The sequence below is a fragment of the Spirosoma terrae genome (genome assembly GCF_010435915.1).
Lineage (GTDB): Bacteria > Bacteroidota > Bacteroidia > Cytophagales > Spirosomataceae > Spirosoma > Spirosoma terrae.
In genome coordinates, this window is the sequence record NZ_JAAFZH010000002.1 from 322,104 (window position 1) to 341,415 (window position 19,312).

The following is a 19,312-nucleotide window of genomic DNA, read 5'->3' on the forward strand; positions in this document are numbered from 1 at the left end:
CCGTATACTATGCATACCTTATTTTCTGTAGCACTTCTGACACTTTTGCTGGCGGCTGGCTGTAGCTCGTCTGATAAACAGGCCGATAAAGCAGACGCTAACCTGGCCGAAGTAACGCCAACGAAGAGCGATTCTACTACTGCTGGCCCGGTCCGGGTGTCGCTCACTCAGGCCCAATACGACGTAGCGGCTATTCAACTCGGCCAACCTATGCTACGTACGCTCAACACTACGCTCAAAGCAAACGGAACCATCGACGTACCGGCTTCAAATCTGGTGTCGGTAACAGTGCCCTTTGGCGGATACATTCGGAAAATCGATCTGGAGCCGGGCATGAAAGTCCGCAAAGGGCAGCCACTGGTCGTGCTGGAAAACCCCGAATATATTCAGCTCCAGCAGGATTATCTGGATACGAAAGCAAAACTGGAATACGCCGATCTGGATTATGCCCGTCAGCAGGAACTGAGCCGCGACAACGTAAACGCGCTGAAGCAGTTCCAGCAGGTTCGCTCGAACCGGCAGAGCTTGCAGGCGCAACTGGCCGGTATGGCGCAACGATTAGCCATCCTGCACATTAACCCCGATAAACTCAGCCCGAGTCAGCTGACCCGTCAGGTAACTATTCCGTCGCCCGTATCGGGCTTTGTGACCAACGTACCGGTTAACAATGGTCGGTTCCTCAACCCATCCGACATCCTGGTCGAAATTACCAACGTCGACCACCTGCACGTTCGGCTCAGTATTTTCGAAAAAGACATCAGCCGGATTCATGCCGGGCAAATCATTCACTTTGGCATGGGTGGCGATCCGTCTTACGTGCATCGGGGAGAGATTTTCCTGATCGGTAAATCCATTGCCGCTGATCGGACCATTTCGGTGCTGGCGCATCCCGATGGTTACGCCCCGGATCGCCGGCCCGATGATTTCATTCCGGGGGGCTACGTATCGGCCCAGGTTGATGTACAAACACAACCTCTGCAAACGCTTCCTGAAGCGGCTGTAGTCAGTTATGGTGGGAAGTCGCTGGTATACGTTCTGGAGAAGAAGCAGGGCAACCCCGCCAGCTACCAGTTTCGACAGGTGGATGTAAAAACGGGCGTTCGGGAAAAAGGCTACGTAGCAGTGACGCTCCCCTCTAATATAAACCCAGCCACTACGCCGGTTGTCGTCAATGGTGCGTATAGCCTGTTAGCTAAACTTAATAACAGCGAAGAAGAATAAACATGGCACACATCCCACACAATCAACCCCACGTAGAGCAGCATCTGCGAAGCTCGGCTGTCATCTCAGACATTGTTATCGGTATGTCGGATGGGCTGACCGTACCGTTTGCCCTGGCCGCCGGTTTGAGCGGAGCCGTTGCCAGTTCGTCGCTGGTTGTTACAGCCGGAGTTGCTGAAATCGTGGCCGGGTCTATTGCTATGGGCCTGGGCGGGTATCTGGCCGGTCGTACCGAGGCCGATCATTACGAGTCGGAACGCCGACGCGAGGTGGCCGAAGTTGAGTTAGTGACAGAGCGGGAAAAGCAGGAAGTCCGTGAGGTATTTGCCAGCATGGGGCTTAATGCTGCTTTGCAGGAAGCCATTGCCGATGAACTGGCCAAAGACAAGACGAAATGGGTAGACTTCATGATGAAGTATGAACTGGGTCTTGACGAGCCTGACCCCAAACGGGCTACCAAAAGTGCGTTCACGATCGGGCTTTCCTACGTAGTGGGTGGGCTAGTTCCGTTGCTCCCTTATTTTATCCTAAGCCACCCGCACACCGCGTTGGGCTATTCTTGTGGCCTAACGCTGCTATGTCTGTTCATTTTTGGCTACTTCAAAAGTAAAGTCACCGGTCAACCGCCTGTTAGTGGCGCCATCAAGGTGACGCTTATTGGCGCCGTAGCCGCTGCAGCCGCCTTTGGCGTAGCCCGTTTCTTTAATGCCTGACCCGTCCATTGTTTAATACGTATGAAAACGATTCGCTTTTTCACGGACCCGGAAACGGTCTGGTACAATCTGTCCGACTATATTCAGTTGTTGCTGGATGCTGGGGTTATTCGCCCGTATCGGCCTGCACCGCTCTACAAGCGTAAAATAGCCTCCAAATCGATCCATGACATACTGTTTGATAAAGTAAGTAGACTCAACCCGACGTATCATCGGCAAAGGGAGGGTTCTATTTACGTCGATTGGGTTGTTTTCGAGCATCTATACCGATTTATTCGTCCCTTTCTGACGAATCCTGACTATTGGATGAACCCGGAAAGTCTGTTTCGCCAGTTGCAACTAGCTATAGAGCGACCAAAGCGTTCGAATCAGGAATTGCGTTCTGAAGTAATAGCCAACTATTTCTCCGAGCTAACCAGTATGCCTTTAGTGGATGGGCCAAACGATGAAATCGGTTTGTAATCGGTTAGTCGCAATACAGAGTTCGCTGCGGTATAAGAGCATTTATCCTCAATCTTTGACAAACCGCCCGGCGGCCCGGTTTGTCAAAGATGATAGTACAGATTAACTCACGGTACGTTACAGAAACGTGCCGCCTTCGTTATTTTTCAATTTTCGGTATTCGTCTTCCACCATTTGCTGCTCACTACCCCGGTGGTAAACCGAGAAATAATGCGATGCCAGTCCAATTCCCCAGCCAATCATAGCAAATAAGGGCCACGGTAACCGGAAGCCACCATAATTCGTATGGGACGTGAAGGAAGAAATTGCCCAGATGAGCCACAGACCAGCGTTGACGATCAGATAAGAACGTAAATGCAGCCGGAAGCTAACGCGTGCTTTTGCTTGTTTCCAAAGGAAAGGATCGCGGTCGGCCGAAGTTGGGTATGTCGATTCCATAGTCGTAAGTTGGTTTAGAATAAATGAACGTCGTTTACTTTATTTGCTCAGCACGGGCGTACTGGTTGTTGGCTTCAGAAAAACCGATTTATAGCGACTGATCAGTCGGCCGCCAATGAACGTAGTCAGACCCGTTGCCACAACAACAACTGGCCAGAACTGCTTCATGGGAAAAAGACGTACCAGCGTTTCGGCCCAGAAGGCTGCGTAGAGACCGACAACCGACCAGTTCATAAAAAAATAGTGGAAATAGATCCAGCTGCTAACATATCGTTTGAGTAAGGCAGGAACTATGCCGCCCACAATGGTTATACTGCTGAAAACAGCAGCTATGTGGAAAGGTCCAAAATTGCCAAACAAACGATAGATCATGAAAGCTGTTACGTTGACCAGAACCATTGCCAGTACGTAACCATACCCAAGTCGCTTGTGCAGGACGGTGCCCTTTTTCAGCAGAAGCACTGCTGTTCCCAGCACGAGCGCTGCGATAGCGGAGGCAAGGTGGACAAGGCCGGTGGCAGAATGAAAAATGGTTGTTAACATGGTCGTGGTTGCTACGGGTTTCTGTGATAAAGATACAGGGATGCTTTATTGGCTTTCACGCTAAATCTGACCAAATACCTAACTTGCGGAGTGAATACCCCTATAATCATGACCAATTCCGATATTGTTGAACTTCTGGAACTGACTGCCCGGTTAATGGAACTCCATGACCGCGACGCTTTTAAAACCCGAACGTATCAGTCTGCTGCGTTTAATCTGGATAAATCCACCGCCGATCTGGTCAATTTGCCCGTTGAGGAGTTGGTCAAACTACCAGGGGTAGGTAAATCAGTGGCCCAGAAAATCCGGGAAATTGCCGAAACCGGTCGTCTAGCTGAACTGGACGAACTGATGGCGCAAACACCGTCGGGGGTTTTGGATATGTTCCGAATCAAAGGATTGGGTGTAAAAAAAGTCAGAACGCTCTGGCAGGAGTTGGGAATCGATAACCTCCGCGATCTGAAACTGGCGGGTGAAAATGGTCAGATTGCCAAGATCAAAGGGTTCGGTGCCAACACACAGGAAAAGATTCTGGCAGCGCTGGAGTTTTTGCAGGAACAGCAAGGCAAAGTCCGTATGGACAAGGCGGATATGATCGCCAATCTGTTATACGATGAGCTGATAAAGCACTTCGAACGGGTCGAAATCAGTGGTCAGGTTCGGCGTAAAGCGCAGGAGGTTGACACTGTTCAGTTACTGCTGCAGACAAGCGATCCGATTGCAGCCATGCAGATTTTGTCTGGCCTGGCCAATCTGGAGCAAAACGAAAAGGAATCGTCGCCTTTTGTCTGGCGGGGCCAGCTACAGGGATTTGATGTGCTGGTAGAATTACCTTTCTATTCGGCGCAACAGATGAACCGTCAGCTATTTGTGCAGACGGCTACAGAAGCCCATTTACGGCAGATGGGCACGAATGGTACGTCTCTACTGGAAGTCGCTTATTCGAGTGTTATACCAGAAATTGCCGTGGACACCACAGAAGCCATCGAAAAGAACCTGTACGCGCAGGCTGGTTTGCCGTATATCGTGCCGGAGATGCGTGAAGACGATTTCGCCTTCCGTTGGGCGAGTCAGCATACGAACGACGAACTGGTGACCTGGCAGGACCTGCGTGGTACGTTGCACAATCACAGTACCTGGTCGGATGGTAAGCAATCGGTAGCCGATATGGCCGCATACTGCCGCGAGTTAGGACTGACCTATTTTGGTATTGCCGATCACTCCAAAACCGCTACGTATGCCAATGGCCTTGATGTGGACCGGGTTCGCCAGCAGCAGGCCGAAATCGATCAACTGAATGCTGGTTTTGGTTCGGACTTCCGTATTTTAAAAGGAATTGAGTCGGATATTTTAGGCGATGGTTCGCTTGATTACGATGACGCTACGTTAGCTACGTTCGATTACGTAGTGGCCTCCGTTCATCAAACCCTAACTATGTCGCTCGAAAAAGCGACGACGCGTTTACTAAAGGCGATTGAAAACCCATACACTACCATTTTAGGGCATCCAACAGGCCGGTTATTACTGGCGCGGGAAGGCTACCCAATCGATCATCGGGCTATTATCGATGCCTGCGCTAAACATCAGGTTGTGATCGAAATCAATGCTAGTCCGTATCGGCTCGACCTAGACTGGCGCTGGATCGACTACGCGATGCAAAAAGGCGTTATGCTCAGCATTAATCCCGATGCGCATGAGCTGGCTGGATTGCTCGACATGCATTATGGAGTAGCCATTGGTCGTAAGGGCGGACTTACCAAAGCGATGACGTTTAATGCGCTGACACTAAACGAAATGAGCGAATACCTGCAACAACGCCGGGAACGTATAGGTAAGTAACGGTAGCGGAGTAACAGAGAATTATTAATTATCGGTTAATCCTTTGTGTAAATAGGGTAAATCATTTGATTTATCTCTTTTATCAGTGGATTAGTAATAATCTGTTACTATTTTTTGATCGTTTCCGCGCTTCATAACCACGCCTTTATGCGGTTTCTACCTTTACTGCTACTCTTTTCTTTTCTGCTCACTAGCAACGTATTGGCTCAGCAACGGCCAGCGGCCAGCAACCAGACTACTACGTATTCTGCCACAGGCTATGTGCGGGATGCAAAGACAGGCAAACCTATTCAGGGAGTCAATATTGTGGCTCTGAACGTATCGAAGGGGTACGTAACGGCTAAAGACGGTTTCTATGTTGTGCAGCTACCGCCTGGAAAGTATATACTGCGGTTTTCGCACGTAGGGTATCGGACGCTGGAGGATACTATTTCGCTGCAAAAAACGCTCTTTAGAGAAGTCAGAATGCAGGATGATTCTAAAGATCTGGAAGAAGTGATTGTTACAAGTGAAGCCCCGGATCGTAATGTCAAAAAGGTCGAGATTGGTGTTTCTCAGTTGAGCATACGTAGCATCCGGCGCATTCCACCACTGATGGGCGAAGTGGATATTGTGCGGAGTTTATTGTTATTGCCGGGCGTCACAACCGTTGGCGAAGGTGCTCCGGGATTTAATGTTCGCGGGGGCGGCTCCGACCAGAATCTGATTCTATTCGATGATGCGCCTATTTTTAATTCGAGCCATTTGATGGGTTTCTTCTCGGTGTTCAATCCAGATGTGGTGCGGGACGTAACGCTGAATCGGGGAGGAGTAGCCGCTGCGTATGGTGGTCGGGCTTCGTCCGTTCTGGATGTTAAAATCAATGAGCCAAGTGTTGACAAATGGGGAGTAAACGGAGGAATCGGAATTATTTCGAGCCGATTGGGAGTGGAAGGACCCATTATTAAAAACAAACTGTCGTTTCTGGCAGCTGCCCGGGCTTCATTCAATGACTTTTTGTTCAAAATTGCGCCACCCAATCTGAAAGACACGAAGGCTAATTTCTACGACCTGACAACCAAGCTCAAGTACCAGCTTAATGAGCAGCATACCGTTACGTTTACCGGTTACGTAAGTACAGATGTTTTTAAACTGGCTTCCGATTCGCTATCCAGTCAGGAAATAAACGCTTCTTCTACCCAGTTTAATTACCAGACGCTGGCCGGTACGTTACGTTGGAATTACTTCATCAACAAGCAGTTGAATTTAGCTACGTCGGCCATCTATAGTCGTTACCAGGCCGACCTTTCGTCATCTGATTCTTCGAATGCCTTTCAGCTTAAGTCCGGCGTCTGGCATCGGCAGTTGAAATCCGATCTAACCTATACGCCTAATGAAACCCATCAGTGGCAGGCTGGAGTCAGTGCCGTAGATTATCTGATTCAACCTAATACACGCACACCGGGTCCAATTTCCAACGTATTACCCGTTGATCTTGCCCGCGAACGGGCGTATGAACTGGCGGCTTACATTCAGGATGAGTGGAAACTTACTGCCGATGTGTCGATTCTGGCAGGATTGCGTTACTCGGCTCTATTGAATCGTGGTCCGGAAACCGTTAGGACGTATCAGGCGAATCAACCGCGCCAGGACGAAACTGTGGAGTCGAGTAGAGAGTACGGGGCCGGAACGATTTACCACTCCAATGGGGGCCTTGAGCCTCGATTAGCGATTCGCTGGTCGCTGGGTGAAGGGAAAGCCGTAAAAGCGGGCTATAGTCGATTGCGGCAATATATTCAGCAGATTACGAATACGACAGCGGCCCTGCCAACGTCGCGCTGGCATTTAAGTGATATGTATACCAAGCCACAGATTGCTGATCAATGGTCGCTGGGCTATTTCCGGAACTCATCGGACAACGTTTTTGAAGCATCTGGAGAAGTGTATTATAAAACGCTGACCAATGCAATTGACTATCGCGATGGCGCCGAAATTCAGTTGGCCGAAGCGGTTGAAACACAGATTGTACAGGGAAGTGGTCAGGCTTATGGCTTTGAAGGCCTGCTACGTAAGAATAAAGGACTTTGGAGCGGTTTTGTCAGCTACACATACGCTCGTACCTTCCTGACGATGGATAGTCCATACGCCGAAGAGCGGGTCAATAGCGGTCGGGCGTATCCAGCCAATTATGACAAGCCACACACACTGAACGTACTGGCGGTCTATCGACCTACAAACTGGTTCAATTTGTCGTTGAATTTTACATACAGTACTGGGCGCCCCACCACGCAACCATCGGCTGTTGCCCGAATAGGCGGAGTTTTGGTGCCTATATATCTGGACCGGAACCAACAACGGATTCCCGATTACCACCGACTGGATTTTTCGATGACGTTTGAGCAGAATCCGCTTAAAAACAAGCGGAATCAGAGTAGCTGGGTTTTTTCCGTTTATAACGTGTATGCCCATAAGAATGCGTATTCTATTTTCTACAAACTCAGTCCGGCGTCTTTTTCGGATGCGTATAAGCTATCGATTTTCGGTACGGTTTTTCCTTCATTAACCTATAACTTCAAGTTCTGATCATGAATAAGTTTAGAGCGCTCTTATTAGGATTGGGAGTTATTGTTGCTGCGGTCTCCTGCGTTACAGAATTTCAGCCCAATACGGTCAGCATACCATCTGCCTTGATTGTTGAGGGCCAGATTACCAATCAGGCCGGGCCTTATACCGTTAAGCTTACCCGTACGGCTGACTATTCATACAAAAGCCTGAACTTCCTGGAATATGGGGCAACGGTTGTGATACAGGATGACCAGGGAAATCGGGAAACCTTAACGGAGCTGGCTTCCGGCGGTTTTTATCGGACCAGTGCTAACGGAATTCGGGGTGTGGCTGGTCGTAGCTATACGTTAAGTATTCAAACGAAAGATGGCCTTCGCTACGAATCTGCTGCCGAACTGCTACAGTCGGCTCCGCCAATCAAGAAGTTGTACTATGAGTATACGGTTGAGGGCGAGTCGTTTGTGTCTGCGAAAAATCAGGGCTGGAATGTCTACCTGAATATGCAGGACCCACAAACGCCTGGAAATTATTATAGGTGGGACTGGGCGCACTACGAACCGATCGATGTTTGTTTTAAAAAGGAAGAACTGGATGGGAGTCTAACAGGATTGCTTTGCTGCTCGCCCTGCTGGGACATTGAACGGTGCTACAACTGCATTAATATAAACTCGGATGCCAATGTCAATGGGAATGAAATAAGCCGTCAGTTTGTGATGCGGGTGCCGTATAAATCGCAGAGCCGCTATTACCTTGAGGTGCAACAACAGGCTATTAGTAAGGGGGCCTATACGTTCTGGAAAAGCGTTAAACAGTTGACCTCCAATACGGGTGGTTTGTTCGATGCTGCTCCGCAGTCGGTTCAGGGTAATGTACGATGTGTCAGTGATCCATCCGTTATGGTGTTTGGCTATTTTGGAGCAACTGGTGTATCGGAGTTAGCCATCAACGTCGACCGGCGTGGGGGGCAAGGTGTGCCTGAAGTCAGTTATCCAGTACGTATACCTGATCAATCGCCGTGCTACGTATGCGAAAACAGTCTGTATCGCACCCCGAACCAGCCCCGTTGGTGGTCTTATTAATTGGTTTGGTTACCAGCCGGAAAAAAGATATTTTTGCGGAAATAGAGTGAACCATGGCCAGCCCGGTAAAAATCCTTGTTTTACGCTTCTCATCCATTGGCGATATCGTCTTAACGACGCCCGTTGTGCGTTGCCTGAAACAGCAGTTGCCGGGCGCTCAGGTGCATTTTTGTACCAAGCGAGCCTATCAGACGCTTGTCGAAAATAATCCGTACATCGACAAGACATTTTTCCTGCAAGATAAGCTAGGAGACCTTATCCAGCAGTTACGTGCCGAAAAATATGACTATGTCATCGATCTGCACAACAATCTCCGTACCCGAATCATTAAGCTTCGTCTGGGCGTACGCTCCTATAGTTTCGACAAGCTGAATCTGCGTAAATGGGTTTATGTTCGCTGGAAAGTGAATGCCATGCCGAATGTGCATATCGTTGACCGCTATATGGCAACGGTTCAGCCGCTTGGCGTTCAGAATGACGGGCGTGGGCTCGATTATTTTATCCCTTACCGCGATCATGTCGAAGCCGATTGGCTTCCCGAAACCCATCGGCACAACTACGTAGCGTATGCCATTGGTGGGCAGCACGCAACCAAGAAACTGCCCGTACTACGGATGATTGAGCTTTGCTGGAAAATTAACCATCCGATTATTTTGCTGGGAGGTAAAGAAGATCGGGAAGCGGGTGATGAAATTGTGCGGGCCGTGGGTAAACACATGGTTTACAACGCCTGCGGGCAATACAATCTCAATCAGTCAGCATCCATTGTTCAGGGTGCTCGGGTTGTATTTAGTCATGACACGGGGTTAATGCACATCGCGGCTGCGCTTAAGAAAAAAGTTTATTCTATCTGGGGAAACACAACTCCTCAGTTGGGCATGTATCCCTACAAAACTCCCTACGTAGTGCTGGAACGTACCGGCCTCGAATGTCGGCCATGTTCCAAGATTGGTTTTGATCAATGCCCGCTCAAGCACTTCAAGTGCATGAACGAACTCTCCTTTGATTTTGAAGTTAGGGAGTTACGTAAAAAGAAAAATCTGGAGTAGGGCTACTCTTCTACTGGTCAGTTTCCGGGGTCAACCAGACGACTTTCTGCTCTGATGTATGGGACTGACCGATAATGTCGCGGTACAATTCAGGGCGTCGGGCTTTTCGGTAACGCGAGCCTCCCGCCAGTTGTAATTTTTCCGGTGTGCAGATTGCTGTTACTACGTCATTACCGAGCTGCCGACATTCGGCAAGAACATCGCCAAACGGATCGAGAATCATGGAACAGCCATTTTTGAGCTGATCATCGTCCATGCCAATCGGATTGGAGAAAACGACATACACCCCGTTATCGTAGGCGCGGGCGGGTAACCATTTCATCAGCCATGCCCGACCTTTTAATCCATCGAATTCGATACGTACTGAGGTTGGGTCTGCTTCGCGGTTTTCCCAAAGAACTGGGTCAACAAAGCCAGCGCCGGGACGGGTCGACGGCGTACACATCGTAACATGCGGCATAAAAATAATGTCTGCCCCCAACAGAGACGTTGCCCGAACATTCTCGATAATGTTGTTGTCGTAACAGATCAGAATACCACATTTCCAGCCAAACAGATCGAACACTACGTATTGATCGCCGGGCAGCAGATGGGGATTAATGAATGGATGAAGCTTTCGGTATTTGGCAATCAAACCCTCTTTTCCCACGCAGACATATGCTTTGAACAGCTGATCCTGGTGATCTTTTTCAAACAAACCCGCCAGAATGACGATGTTATGATCACGGGCAATCTGCGTGAGTGCCTGAATACTTTCGCCTTCTGGAATGTATTCGGCGAGGTCCAGCATTTGTTCTCTGGACAAGTTCCGGGCGAATGTATAGCCAGTAATCGAGCATTCGTGAAAGGCTATTACCTGAGCCCCCTGTTGGGCCGCTTTACCTGCTAATTTGCTGATGATAGCCAGGTTGTAGTCTTTATCGCCACTGGCATTTTCGAACTGTGCTGTTGCAATACGAAGATTTTCCATAACCACTTTCGTTTGATGGATCAAAGGTAGGCTGGTCTGAAAGTCAATAATTGTATAAAACCGACAAAGCAATTAAAGAGGGAGAGGCATCAGGTTTACGGCCAGCCTTTTTGTATTGGCCTCGTATTGTTTGGGCGTTATGCCAACGAAGTGGCTAAACTCCCGGATAAAATGAGCCTGATCGTAGTAGCCAGCTGTGTAGGCTAATTGAGTTAGATTGAGTAACGGATTTTGCCGATGAATTTTAAGGCAATTCTGGAGACGTAGTATGCGGGCAAATTGTTTTGGACCAATACCGATTATCTTGTTAAAACGGCGTTCCAGACTTCGTTCCGTGATCGTTAGTTGTTGGGTGAGTTGCTGGATAGGAATCGCACCGTTTGTAGAAGAAATCAGTTCGGCAGCCGCCTTGATCAAAGCCGATTCATGCGATAGCCGTTGCCTTAACCGGAGCAAAAAAGTCTCAATTTGTTTAATTCGGCTGATGGTGTTCGCGCATCTTAAAACGCTGTCTTGTAGATAAATTCCCGCATTCCCGAACACATCGCCAAAACTGAGTTGCTGATTGGTTGTTTCGTCTGCCGGTATGCTCGACAGCAGAGATAGCCCCCAGGGTTGTAGCACAACAATAAGCAGGCCGATATTCTTTCCCGTGCTTAAGTTATGATACCGATTGACTTGCCCGTACATGAAACTATCCAGATGAGTGGCTGGTAACGTCCTATCGTCGGAACGGGTTAACGAATCCGCGTAGGAAAAAACGAGACCCGCATGGCCATCAGGAAAGAAACGATGCGTAAACACGTTCTCGACCTGATGGTCAATAATCAGATAGTGCTTAACGAGATCGGCGAGTGCAGGAGAGGGAGCCAGTTGCATAGTATGCTTACACGGTCAGGCTGGGTGGCTGATTAACTACTTCCAGTTTAAACACATCAGGCCGGGCGTAATGGCCCACGGGGTCGAAGTCTAATTTACTCTTCGCTAACGTAGCAAAGTCGAGCTCAGCGGTGAGCAAACCTTCCTGATTCCAGAGCGGGCCAGCCAGCACCTCGCCCAAGGGAGAAATAATAACGCTACCCCCACCCGACATAATCTCAGGTTCATGGGTTAGATCGGCCTGGTAGCGTTCCGGGTAATCTGCTTTTCGGACGTACTGGTTGCAGGCCAGTACAAAACAACGCCCTTCCAGAGCAATATGTTGTATGGTCGACTGCCACGATTCCCGGGAATCAGCCGTTGGCGCTAAATAAATATCGATACCTTTCTGGTAGAAGGCCATTCGGGCCAGGGGCATGTAGTTCTCCCAGCAAATAAGTCCACCGATTCGGCCTAGTTTGGTATTGAAACTAACCAGCGTACTGCCATCGCTTTCGCCCCATACGTAGCGTTCTAATCCGGTTGGTTTCAATTTCCGGTGCTTACCCAAAAAGGAACCATCTTTACCAAAGTAAAGCAGCGAACAGTGGAGCGTACCGCCAATGGGGTCGCGTTCTGTAACGCCCAGGGCCGTAAATATCCCCGACTTTTTTACCGCTTCGCTGATTCGGTCAATTTGCCTGGAAGGCACTTCAATACTGTTGGCCCAATAATCCAGCCATGTTTCCCGACTTTTATCGGTTCGTCGGCCGATGGTAGCGTCGAACGTTAACCCGCGTGGGTAGCAGGGAATAAATGATTCAGGGAAAAGTAGTAATTGACAGCCTTCCTGAGCGGCTCTGTCAATCCAGGAAATAACCCGATCGACACTGGCTTCCAGGTCGAACAGAGCCGGAGTCGCCTGAACTACCCCGGCTTTTACCGTTTTGAAATGTACCATTGTTTAACTCAACATCTTGACATTATTTACTCCACACCCGAAAGGCTTCACCCTGAGCAAACTCCGACTGATCGGCAGGCAATTCCATAAAGCCGTCGGCGTCCAGCAAATTCGCGAAGTCGGCCGATCCTGAACCCGGCAGTGGTTCCGCAACCATTCTTCCGGCGGGAAGAGAAATTAGCCGGACGGGCAGAAAATACGTAATAGTTGGCTTAAACGTTATCGCTTTCGCTAACTGGGCGTAACGCGGTAGCTCAGACGGCAAACCTATTGACGCCCGGAGGTACGGAATAACGTAGCGGTAGGCACATAAGACCGTTGATACTGGATTACCGGGTAGCGCAAATACCGTTTGATTCGTAGACGTAGTACCGAACCAGATCGGTTTTCCAGGCCGTTGCGCAATTTGATGGAAATGCTTCTGTACACCAATTTTGGCCAGTACGTCCGGAACGAAATCTGCTTTCCCCGCCGAGACGCCACCACTAAGAATCAGTACGTCGTTTTCGGCCAGTAATTCCGTTAATCGGGTTTCCAGAATGGCTTCATCATCGACAATATGATTTAGCGATGCCGTTATTCCCAAGCTTTGTAAAGCAGCTCGGAGCATATAGGTGTTCGACCGACGAATCTGATAGGGTAGCGGTGCTTCATCGATGTCGACCAGTTCGTCGCCCGTCGAGATCAGCGCTACGCGTGGTTGTTTTGTGACAATAACGGATGCCTGACCAACCGATGCGGCTACGGCAATGGCTGAGGGGGTGAGTAATGATCCCGCAGCGACCAATTGATCCCCCGCTTTTCTGTCCACTGACTGACGATGAATATGTTGTCCCTGCTCGACATCGCTAATCGTAATCGTCGCCTTACCATCGGCAATCGTTACGTCTTCATATCGGATAATCGTATCGACACCAGCCGGGAGCATGGCCCCGGTCATCACTTCCAGGCAAGCTGTTGGATCTGCCAATGTTTGTTGGGGTTGCCCCGCAAACTGTCGGCCTAGTACTGGAAACGTCCGCTGACCGGCTGCATACGTAGCAAACTGAATGCCGATGCCATCCATTGCGATTCGATTAAACGGCGGAAAATCGCGGTCGGCCTGGATAGATTCCTGCAACACTCGGCCAGTAGCCTCCGTTAAGTGAACAGTTTCAGTGGGCAACTGCAACAGGTGCTCTTGGGTAATAGTGAAGGCCTCGGCGACGGAAAGCATGTTGGCAATGATGAATTATGAGTGATAAATGATCAATTTTACTACGAAAGTCGCAATCTATTCATCATTTATCATTCATAATTCATCATTATTTGGCATGAGCACTCTTTCTCATCTCGACGCACAGGGAAACCCGTCTATGGTTGACGTTGGGCAAAAAACAGTTAGCCGTCGCACGGCGCGTGCTCGTAGCGTGGTAGCACTCGGCCCCGATATTATGCAGCACCTGACGGGAACAGACATTCAAACCCGGAAAGGCCCCGTATTTCAGACCGCCATTATTGCCGGAACGATGGCTGCCAAACGTACCGACGATCTGATTCCGCTTTGCCACTCGCTGGGGCTCGACAACTGCCAGATTACGATTACGACCAGCGGTTCGGACGCTATTGTCGATTGTCTGGTTTCAACTGAGGGAAAAACAGGTGTTGAAATGGAAGCGTTGGTTGGCGCGTCGGTGGCGGCCTTAACAATCTATGATATGTGTAAGGCATTGTCGCACGATATCATCATTACCGAAACTAAACTGATGGAAAAAACGGGTGGAAAACGTGACTTCAAGCGCGACCAGGATTAATGGTCTGGTATTGATTGGTGGGTTAAGCAAGCGTATGGGACAGGACAAATCGGAACTAACGTATCATCAGAAACCCCAGCGCGACCACCTCACCGATTTACTTAAACCGTATTGCGATACGGTTTACTGGTCCGTAAATGCCAGCCAGGCCGCCAGTTTGTCGGATGCCGGGCAGCCGCTCATTGTCGATGCATTCGATAATCTGGTTGGACCATTAAACGGCATTATGTCGGCTTTTCAGACCGTTCCTGATACGGCCTGGCTGGCCGTAGCCTGCGATATGCCTTTCCTGACGGCTGAGTCGCTGGACGTTTTGGTACATGGTCGTGACGTGACAAAAAATGCGACCTGCTTCTACGATTCAGATGGCCGTTTTCCTGAGCCTTTATTATGTATCTGGGAACCTTCATTCTGGCCCATTCTACAGCAATCCTACACAGACGGTGCTTACTCGCCCCGCCGAATCCTGATGCTGAATGATATTCATCTATTGACAGCACCCAGCATTCGCGAACTAACCAACATTAACGATGCGGCAACCAGAGCCAGGCTAGGTTTATAGATTTTTTCATCGATATGCCATGTCTTCGAGACATGGCATATCGATGAAAAAATCGTTTATAAGGTTGCCCTGTTCTGCCCAAACATCCGCGGATGACTTCAGTTGATACATAAAATGCAAGCTTATGAACTCAATTGGGCAATACCTGATTACGATTGGTGCTTTTTTGCTGGGCAACATAGCAACAGCTCAACGTGTTACGTCGGCGAATACATTGTATGATTTTAGCCATCAGCGTATTCGTCATCAAAAAACGCTTGGCCTAACGCTTGGAGGGTATGCGCTGGCCAATATAGCCGCCGGGAGTATTATGGCGGGGCAAACTACTGGCGAAGCCCGCTATTTCCATCGGATGAATATATACTGGAACCTGGTTAATCTTGGCATTGCCGGGGCTGGTTTATTGGGTTCCCGGAACGTAAAGCCGGGCGACGAAACACTGGCGCAGGCTGTTCGCCGACATGAAACCATGAAGCAGGTGCTGTTGGTAAATGCCGGCCTCGATGTCGCTTATGTACTGGGAGGAGCGTATTTGCAGGAACGAGGACAATCCCGTCCCGATAAACGCGAACAACTAGAGGGATATGGTAAATCGATCATGCTGCAGGGTGGATTTTTGCTCGCTTTTGATCTGGTGAATTATTTCATTTTCAAGAACCGGGGCGACAAACAGGAAATAAAACTTCTTTCGGCCGGACCTATGGGAGTAGGGTTGGCTATGCCAATCCGATAGTCCGTTGCTAAGACATAAATACGGGTTAATCATGTTCGGGAAAGGCTTTTTCAGCGAAGCAGCTCCAACAACTATTCCGTATGGATGTTAACCGATAAGACATTAACTAGGACATACGAATGGAAAACCCACTTCGCGAATCGATTCGGGAGACAGCCAAACACTGGTGGATTCCCTTGCTGGTTGGTATAGTTATGATTGGCTTCAGCATCTGGATTTTGTCCACGCCAACAACATCTTATCGCTCGCTAAGCTTCCTGTTTAGCCTGGTATTGACTATATCGGGACTTGCTGAAGTAGCCTTTGCTGTTAACAACCGCCAGCAGATTCAGGGATGGGGCGGGTTGTTAATCGGGGCACTGATTGATTTGGCACTGGGGGTATATTTGCTGGTGAATCCAACCGTAACCATGATGGTTCTGCCCGTGCTGCTGGGAGCTGTGCTGTTAATACGAGGGGCTTTCGTAATGGGTCGTCGTTTAGTTTACGCTCTGTTGGGGTTGCTAACTGGGTTTTGATCTTACTGTTAGGATTAGCGCTCGTTATTTTTGCCATTCTGATGATCAGTAACCCCACGTTCGGCATGTTTAATATCATTATCTGGACGAGCATGGCTTTCTTTTTCGCTGGTGTTTATCGGATTTCCCTGGCTCTTCGTCTGCGTACCCTGAAAAAACGTATGGATCACGAATCGTAAGTAATTGGCAGCACATGGTTTTTCGCCATCAGCTCTGAACTTATCTGAATCTGGCGCGGTTTTGCGATAATTCACTAATCGCAAGGCCACTATGCAAACGATTCTACAACCTTTCCAAACGTTCATAGACAGAGTTGTCGAATGTCTTCGTGAAGATCCCGGTGCTATCGGTCTGGCAGTTGGCGGGTCCTGGATTTCCGCCGATATGGACGCCTATTCCGACCTTGATCTGGTGCTGGTAACAGAACAAGCCATTGCGCCCGACGTTGCTCATATGCGGGCGTATGCGTCGCGGCTAGGTACGCTCATTGGGGCGTTTCGGGGCGATCATGTTGGTGAACCTCGTTTGCTTATTGCTCTCTACGATTGCCCACTTCTACACGTCGATATCAAGTTTTTAACGCTGCCTGAATTTTATGAGCGTGTTGAAGATCCGGTCGTGGTTTGGGAACGTAACGGCTTATTAACATCCGTAATTCAGGATTCAATGGCGGAATATCCTCCTTTTGATTTTCAATGGATCGAAGACCGTTTCTGGATATGGGTTCATTACGCAGCTCTCAAAATTGGTCGGGGTGAGTATTTCGAAGCGATGGACTTTCTTTCGTTTCTGCGGAACGTAGTGTTTGGTCCAATGGTACACCTGCGTAAAGGTGGCTTGCCGAGGGGAGTCAGACGGCTGGAAACACTGGCTGATCAGACCGACTTAATACGTCTACGGAATACGGTTGCGGCACCAGAACGAGAATCACTACGTAAAGCAATGACGGAGGCCATTGCTTTCTACGAAGAGTTGCGGGATATACTGGCTCCTGCTACGTTGCAGAAAAACGATGCTGCCCAAACCGCAGTGTTACGTTACGTAGCAACGCTCTAACTAGTAGCCTGGACCTCCGGTCCGGGTAATGTCACAAACTTTTTTTACCCGGACCGGAGGTCCAGGCTACATTAAACATATAGCTGTAATGATTAATCAGGATGAACAATTTTTGCGCGAAGCCATCCAACTGGCGCGTGAAGGAATGACCACTGGCCAGGGCGGGCCTTTTGGCTCTGTGATCGTAAAAAACGGCGAAATCGTTGGACGAGGTTGTAATCAGGTTACGTCAACGAACGACCCAACTGCTCATGCCGAAGTGGTAGCTATTCGGGATGCGTGTCGAAATCTTGGTACGTTTCAGCTGGATGGCTGCACACTATATGCTTCGTGTGAACCCTGCCCCATGTGTCTGGGGGCCATTTACTGGGCACGACCCAGTCGAATTGTGTATGGAGCCTTCCATTACGACGCGGCCCGCGCTGGTTTCGACGACCATTTCATTTATAATGAGTTGGAAAAACCCCGCGAGGAACGTCATATTCCCATGCAGCAGTCACTACGTGACGAAGCCAATCTGGTTTTCGATGAATGGATTGCGTTGGAAAAACGAGTACCGTATTGAGTTTTTCGACAGGATTCACGGGATGAGTAGGATGCTTTTTATTGCCTTAACGCTTAAAGCGTTTTATCCCGTAAACACTATGGGCCTGACAGCTATCACGAATCTTGTCAATCCTGTCGAAACGAAAACCTTTGAAAAACCGTACTTTTGTAAAAAAAAGAGCCGATTCCTCGAAACGGCTTTCTAAACGGTTTTCGTTATGCCAGGAATGGAATTTTTTGGAGCGGCCGAGCGCAAGGAAATCAACGATGTGCTTGAGACCGGTATCCTGTTTCGCTATAATCACGAAGCACAACGCAACAATATTTATAAAGCCCGTGAGTTTGAGGCTGAAGTTGCCAAATTGGTAGGTGCTCAATACGCTCATGCAGTATCGAGCGGGTCAACGGCCGTTTTGTGCGCCCTGGCAGCTGCTGGTATTGGTGCCGGTGACGAGGTGATCGTGCCACCGTTTACCTACATAGCTACGGTTGAGGCCGTTCTGATGGCCGGAGCTCTACCTGTTTTTGCCGATATCGACGATACCATTTGTCTGAGTGCTGACGGTATCCGTAAGGCCATTACGCCGAAAACAAAAGCCGTTTGTCTGGTTCATATGTGTGGTCAGATGGCCGATATGGACGCCATCATGGCCGTTATCAACGAGCATAATCTGGTGCTGGTCGAAGATGCTGGTCAGGCAATGGGCGCCAGCTACAAAGGAGTTTATACGGGCCTTTGGGGTAAAACCGGAGCCTATTCCTTCGACTTCTTCAAAATTGCCACAGCGGGTGAAGGTGGCATCATGGTGACAAACGACGAAACGGCTTATAAGCACGCTGATTCGTATTCCGACCACGGTCACGATCATATTGGTTCAAACCGGGGTATGGAGCAACACCCAGTTATGGGCTTCAACTACCGGATCAGCGAACTCCATGCTGCGGTTGGGCTGGTTCAAACGCGCCGGGTTCCCGAAATTATTCAGAACAACAATCGCCATAAAAAACAATTGATGTCGACGTTGGGTCAGGTGCCAGGCGTGTCGTTTGCCCGTATTCCCGATGCAAACGGCGATTCGGCTACGTTCCTGAATTTGCTGTTGCCGGATACCGAAACCGCCGGTCGTTTTGTGGCTGAACTGAATGCGGCTGGTGTTGGAGGGTTCAACTACTGGTTCACGAATATGTACCACTTCATTAACCAGTGGAACCATCTGAAAGATATGAAGACAGCCGCAGCGTTGCCTATCGAGAAATTTGGTGCTCCGCAGGATTACCATAATCTCGATATTCCAAACGCACAGGCGGTGGTCGGGCGATTGGTTTCGTTCGGTATCCGGGCTACCTGGACATCGGAGGAAGTAGCTGCACTGGCTAAAAATATCGAAGCCGCAGCCCGCAAAGCCACACTGGTAGAAGCGTAACGT

Annotated in this window: 21 protein-coding genes; 15 read left to right on the top strand and 6 right to left on the bottom strand. The window is 49.3% G+C overall.

Annotation, left to right across the window (positions count from 1 at the left end):
* The first annotated feature begins 9 nt into the window (after positions 1-9).
* From GK108_RS06380 to GK108_RS06390, 3 genes are read left to right on the top strand one after another with little or no spacing between them, the layout of a single operon-like run.
* Entirely contained in the window at positions 10-1,221 is a 1,212-nt protein-coding gene (locus GK108_RS06380) for an efflux RND transporter periplasmic adaptor subunit (RefSeq protein ID WP_246224729.1), read from the top strand.
* A gap of 2 nt (positions 1,222-1,223) precedes the next feature.
* A complete protein-coding gene (locus tag GK108_RS06385; protein ID WP_163944567.1) occupies positions 1,224-1,934 on the top strand; it encodes a VIT1/CCC1 transporter family protein in 711 nt (236 codons plus the stop codon).
* Positions 1,935-1,955: 21 nt separating this feature from the next.
* On the top strand, positions 1,956-2,396 hold the full coding sequence (locus tag GK108_RS06390; protein WP_163944570.1) for a hypothetical protein: 441 nt from the start codon (positions 1,956-1,958) through the stop codon (positions 2,394-2,396).
* Between the two features lie 117 nt (positions 2,397-2,513).
* Here GK108_RS06390 and GK108_RS06395 read toward each other — a convergent pair whose 3' ends face one another.
* Positions 2,514-2,834: a 2TM domain-containing protein gene (locus GK108_RS06395; RefSeq protein WP_163944573.1), complete on the bottom strand. Its 321-nt coding sequence runs from the start codon at positions 2,832-2,834 to the stop codon at positions 2,514-2,516.
* Between the two features lie 39 nt (positions 2,835-2,873).
* Positions 2,874-3,377, bottom strand: coding sequence for a DUF2306 domain-containing protein (locus GK108_RS06400; protein ID WP_163944577.1), 504 nt, complete (start codon positions 3,375-3,377; stop codon positions 2,874-2,876).
* Between the two features lie 108 nt (positions 3,378-3,485).
* Here GK108_RS06400 and GK108_RS06405 point away from each other — a divergent pair, with 108 nt between their 5' ends.
* The 4 genes from GK108_RS06405 (at position 3,486) to GK108_RS06420 (ending at position 9,888) form a co-directional block, all read left to right on the top strand.
* Positions 3,486-5,216, top strand: a complete 1,731-nt coding sequence (locus GK108_RS06405; protein ID WP_163944580.1) for a DNA polymerase/3'-5' exonuclease PolX — start codon at positions 3,486-3,488, stop codon at positions 5,214-5,216.
* 147 nt (positions 5,217-5,363) lie between these two features.
* Positions 5,364-7,778, top strand: a complete 2,415-nt coding sequence (locus GK108_RS06410; RefSeq protein ID WP_163944584.1) for a TonB-dependent receptor — start codon at positions 5,364-5,366, stop codon at positions 7,776-7,778.
* Between the two features lie 2 nt (positions 7,779-7,780).
* Complete coding sequence (locus GK108_RS06415; RefSeq protein WP_163944587.1) at positions 7,781-8,839, top strand: DUF4249 domain-containing protein; 1,059 nt, start codon at positions 7,781-7,783, stop codon at positions 8,837-8,839.
* 53 nt (positions 8,840-8,892) lie between these two features.
* Positions 8,893-9,888, top strand: a complete 996-nt coding sequence (locus tag GK108_RS06420; protein WP_163944591.1) for a glycosyltransferase family 9 protein — start codon at positions 8,893-8,895, stop codon at positions 9,886-9,888.
* A gap of 10 nt (positions 9,889-9,898) precedes the next feature.
* Here the strand turns inward: GK108_RS06420 and GK108_RS06425 are convergent, their stop codons facing one another.
* The 4 genes from GK108_RS06425 to GK108_RS06440 all read right to left on the bottom strand — a co-directional run bounded on the left by GK108_RS06425 (position 9,899) and on the right by GK108_RS06440 (position 13,893).
* On the bottom strand, positions 9,899-10,858 hold the full coding sequence (locus GK108_RS06425) for a nitrilase family protein (RefSeq protein WP_163944594.1): 960 nt from the start codon (positions 10,856-10,858) through the stop codon (positions 9,899-9,901).
* 72 nt (positions 10,859-10,930) lie between these two features.
* Positions 10,931-11,737: a helix-turn-helix domain-containing protein gene (locus tag GK108_RS06430; RefSeq protein ID WP_163944597.1), complete on the bottom strand. Its 807-nt coding sequence runs from the start codon at positions 11,735-11,737 to the stop codon at positions 10,931-10,933.
* A gap of 7 nt (positions 11,738-11,744) precedes the next feature.
* Positions 11,745-12,677 (bottom strand): carbon-nitrogen hydrolase family protein, encoded by a 933-nt coding sequence (locus GK108_RS06435; RefSeq protein WP_163944599.1) that lies wholly within the window; start codon positions 12,675-12,677, stop codon positions 11,745-11,747.
* Between the two features lie 22 nt (positions 12,678-12,699).
* Entirely contained in the window at positions 12,700-13,893 is a 1,194-nt protein-coding gene (locus GK108_RS06440) for a molybdopterin molybdotransferase MoeA (protein ID WP_163944603.1), read from the bottom strand.
* Between the two features lie 97 nt (positions 13,894-13,990).
* Here GK108_RS06440 and moaC point away from each other — a divergent pair, with 97 nt between their 5' ends.
* The 8 genes from moaC (at position 13,991) to GK108_RS06480 (ending at position 19,309) form a co-directional block, all read left to right on the top strand.
* Positions 13,991-14,470 carry a cyclic pyranopterin monophosphate synthase MoaC gene (gene moaC / locus GK108_RS06445; RefSeq protein ID WP_163944607.1) on the top strand — a complete coding sequence of 160 codons (480 nt, stop codon included), beginning with the start codon at positions 13,991-13,993 and terminating at the stop codon, positions 14,468-14,470.
* Positions 14,445-15,032, top strand: coding sequence for an NTP transferase domain-containing protein (locus GK108_RS06450; RefSeq protein ID WP_317166491.1), 588 nt, complete (start codon positions 14,445-14,447; stop codon positions 15,030-15,032). Before moaC ends, GK108_RS06450 begins: the two co-directional genes overlap by 26 nt.
* A gap of 124 nt (positions 15,033-15,156) precedes the next feature.
* Positions 15,157-15,765 carry a DUF6992 family protein gene (locus GK108_RS06455; protein WP_163944610.1) on the top strand — a complete coding sequence of 203 codons (609 nt, stop codon included), beginning with the start codon at positions 15,157-15,159 and terminating at the stop codon, positions 15,763-15,765.
* Between the two features lie 119 nt (positions 15,766-15,884).
* Entirely contained in the window at positions 15,885-16,283 is a 399-nt protein-coding gene (locus GK108_RS06460; RefSeq protein WP_163944614.1) for an HdeD family acid-resistance protein, read from the top strand.
* Complete coding sequence (locus GK108_RS06465) at positions 16,280-16,462, top strand: DUF308 domain-containing protein (RefSeq protein WP_163944617.1); 183 nt, start codon at positions 16,280-16,282, stop codon at positions 16,460-16,462. The genes GK108_RS06460 and GK108_RS06465 overlap by 4 nt, the downstream gene beginning before the upstream one ends.
* A gap of 91 nt (positions 16,463-16,553) precedes the next feature.
* Complete coding sequence (locus GK108_RS06470; RefSeq protein WP_163944622.1) at positions 16,554-17,339, top strand: nucleotidyltransferase domain-containing protein; 786 nt, start codon at positions 16,554-16,556, stop codon at positions 17,337-17,339.
* An 88-nt stretch (positions 17,340-17,427) separates the two neighbouring features.
* Positions 17,428-17,904: a nucleoside deaminase gene (locus GK108_RS06475; protein WP_163944625.1), complete on the top strand. Its 477-nt coding sequence runs from the start codon at positions 17,428-17,430 to the stop codon at positions 17,902-17,904.
* Positions 17,905-18,103: 199 nt separating this feature from the next.
* On the top strand, positions 18,104-19,309 hold the full coding sequence (locus GK108_RS06480; RefSeq protein WP_246224730.1) for a DegT/DnrJ/EryC1/StrS family aminotransferase: 1,206 nt from the start codon (positions 18,104-18,106) through the stop codon (positions 19,307-19,309).
* Positions 19,310-19,312 lie beyond the last annotated feature (3 nt).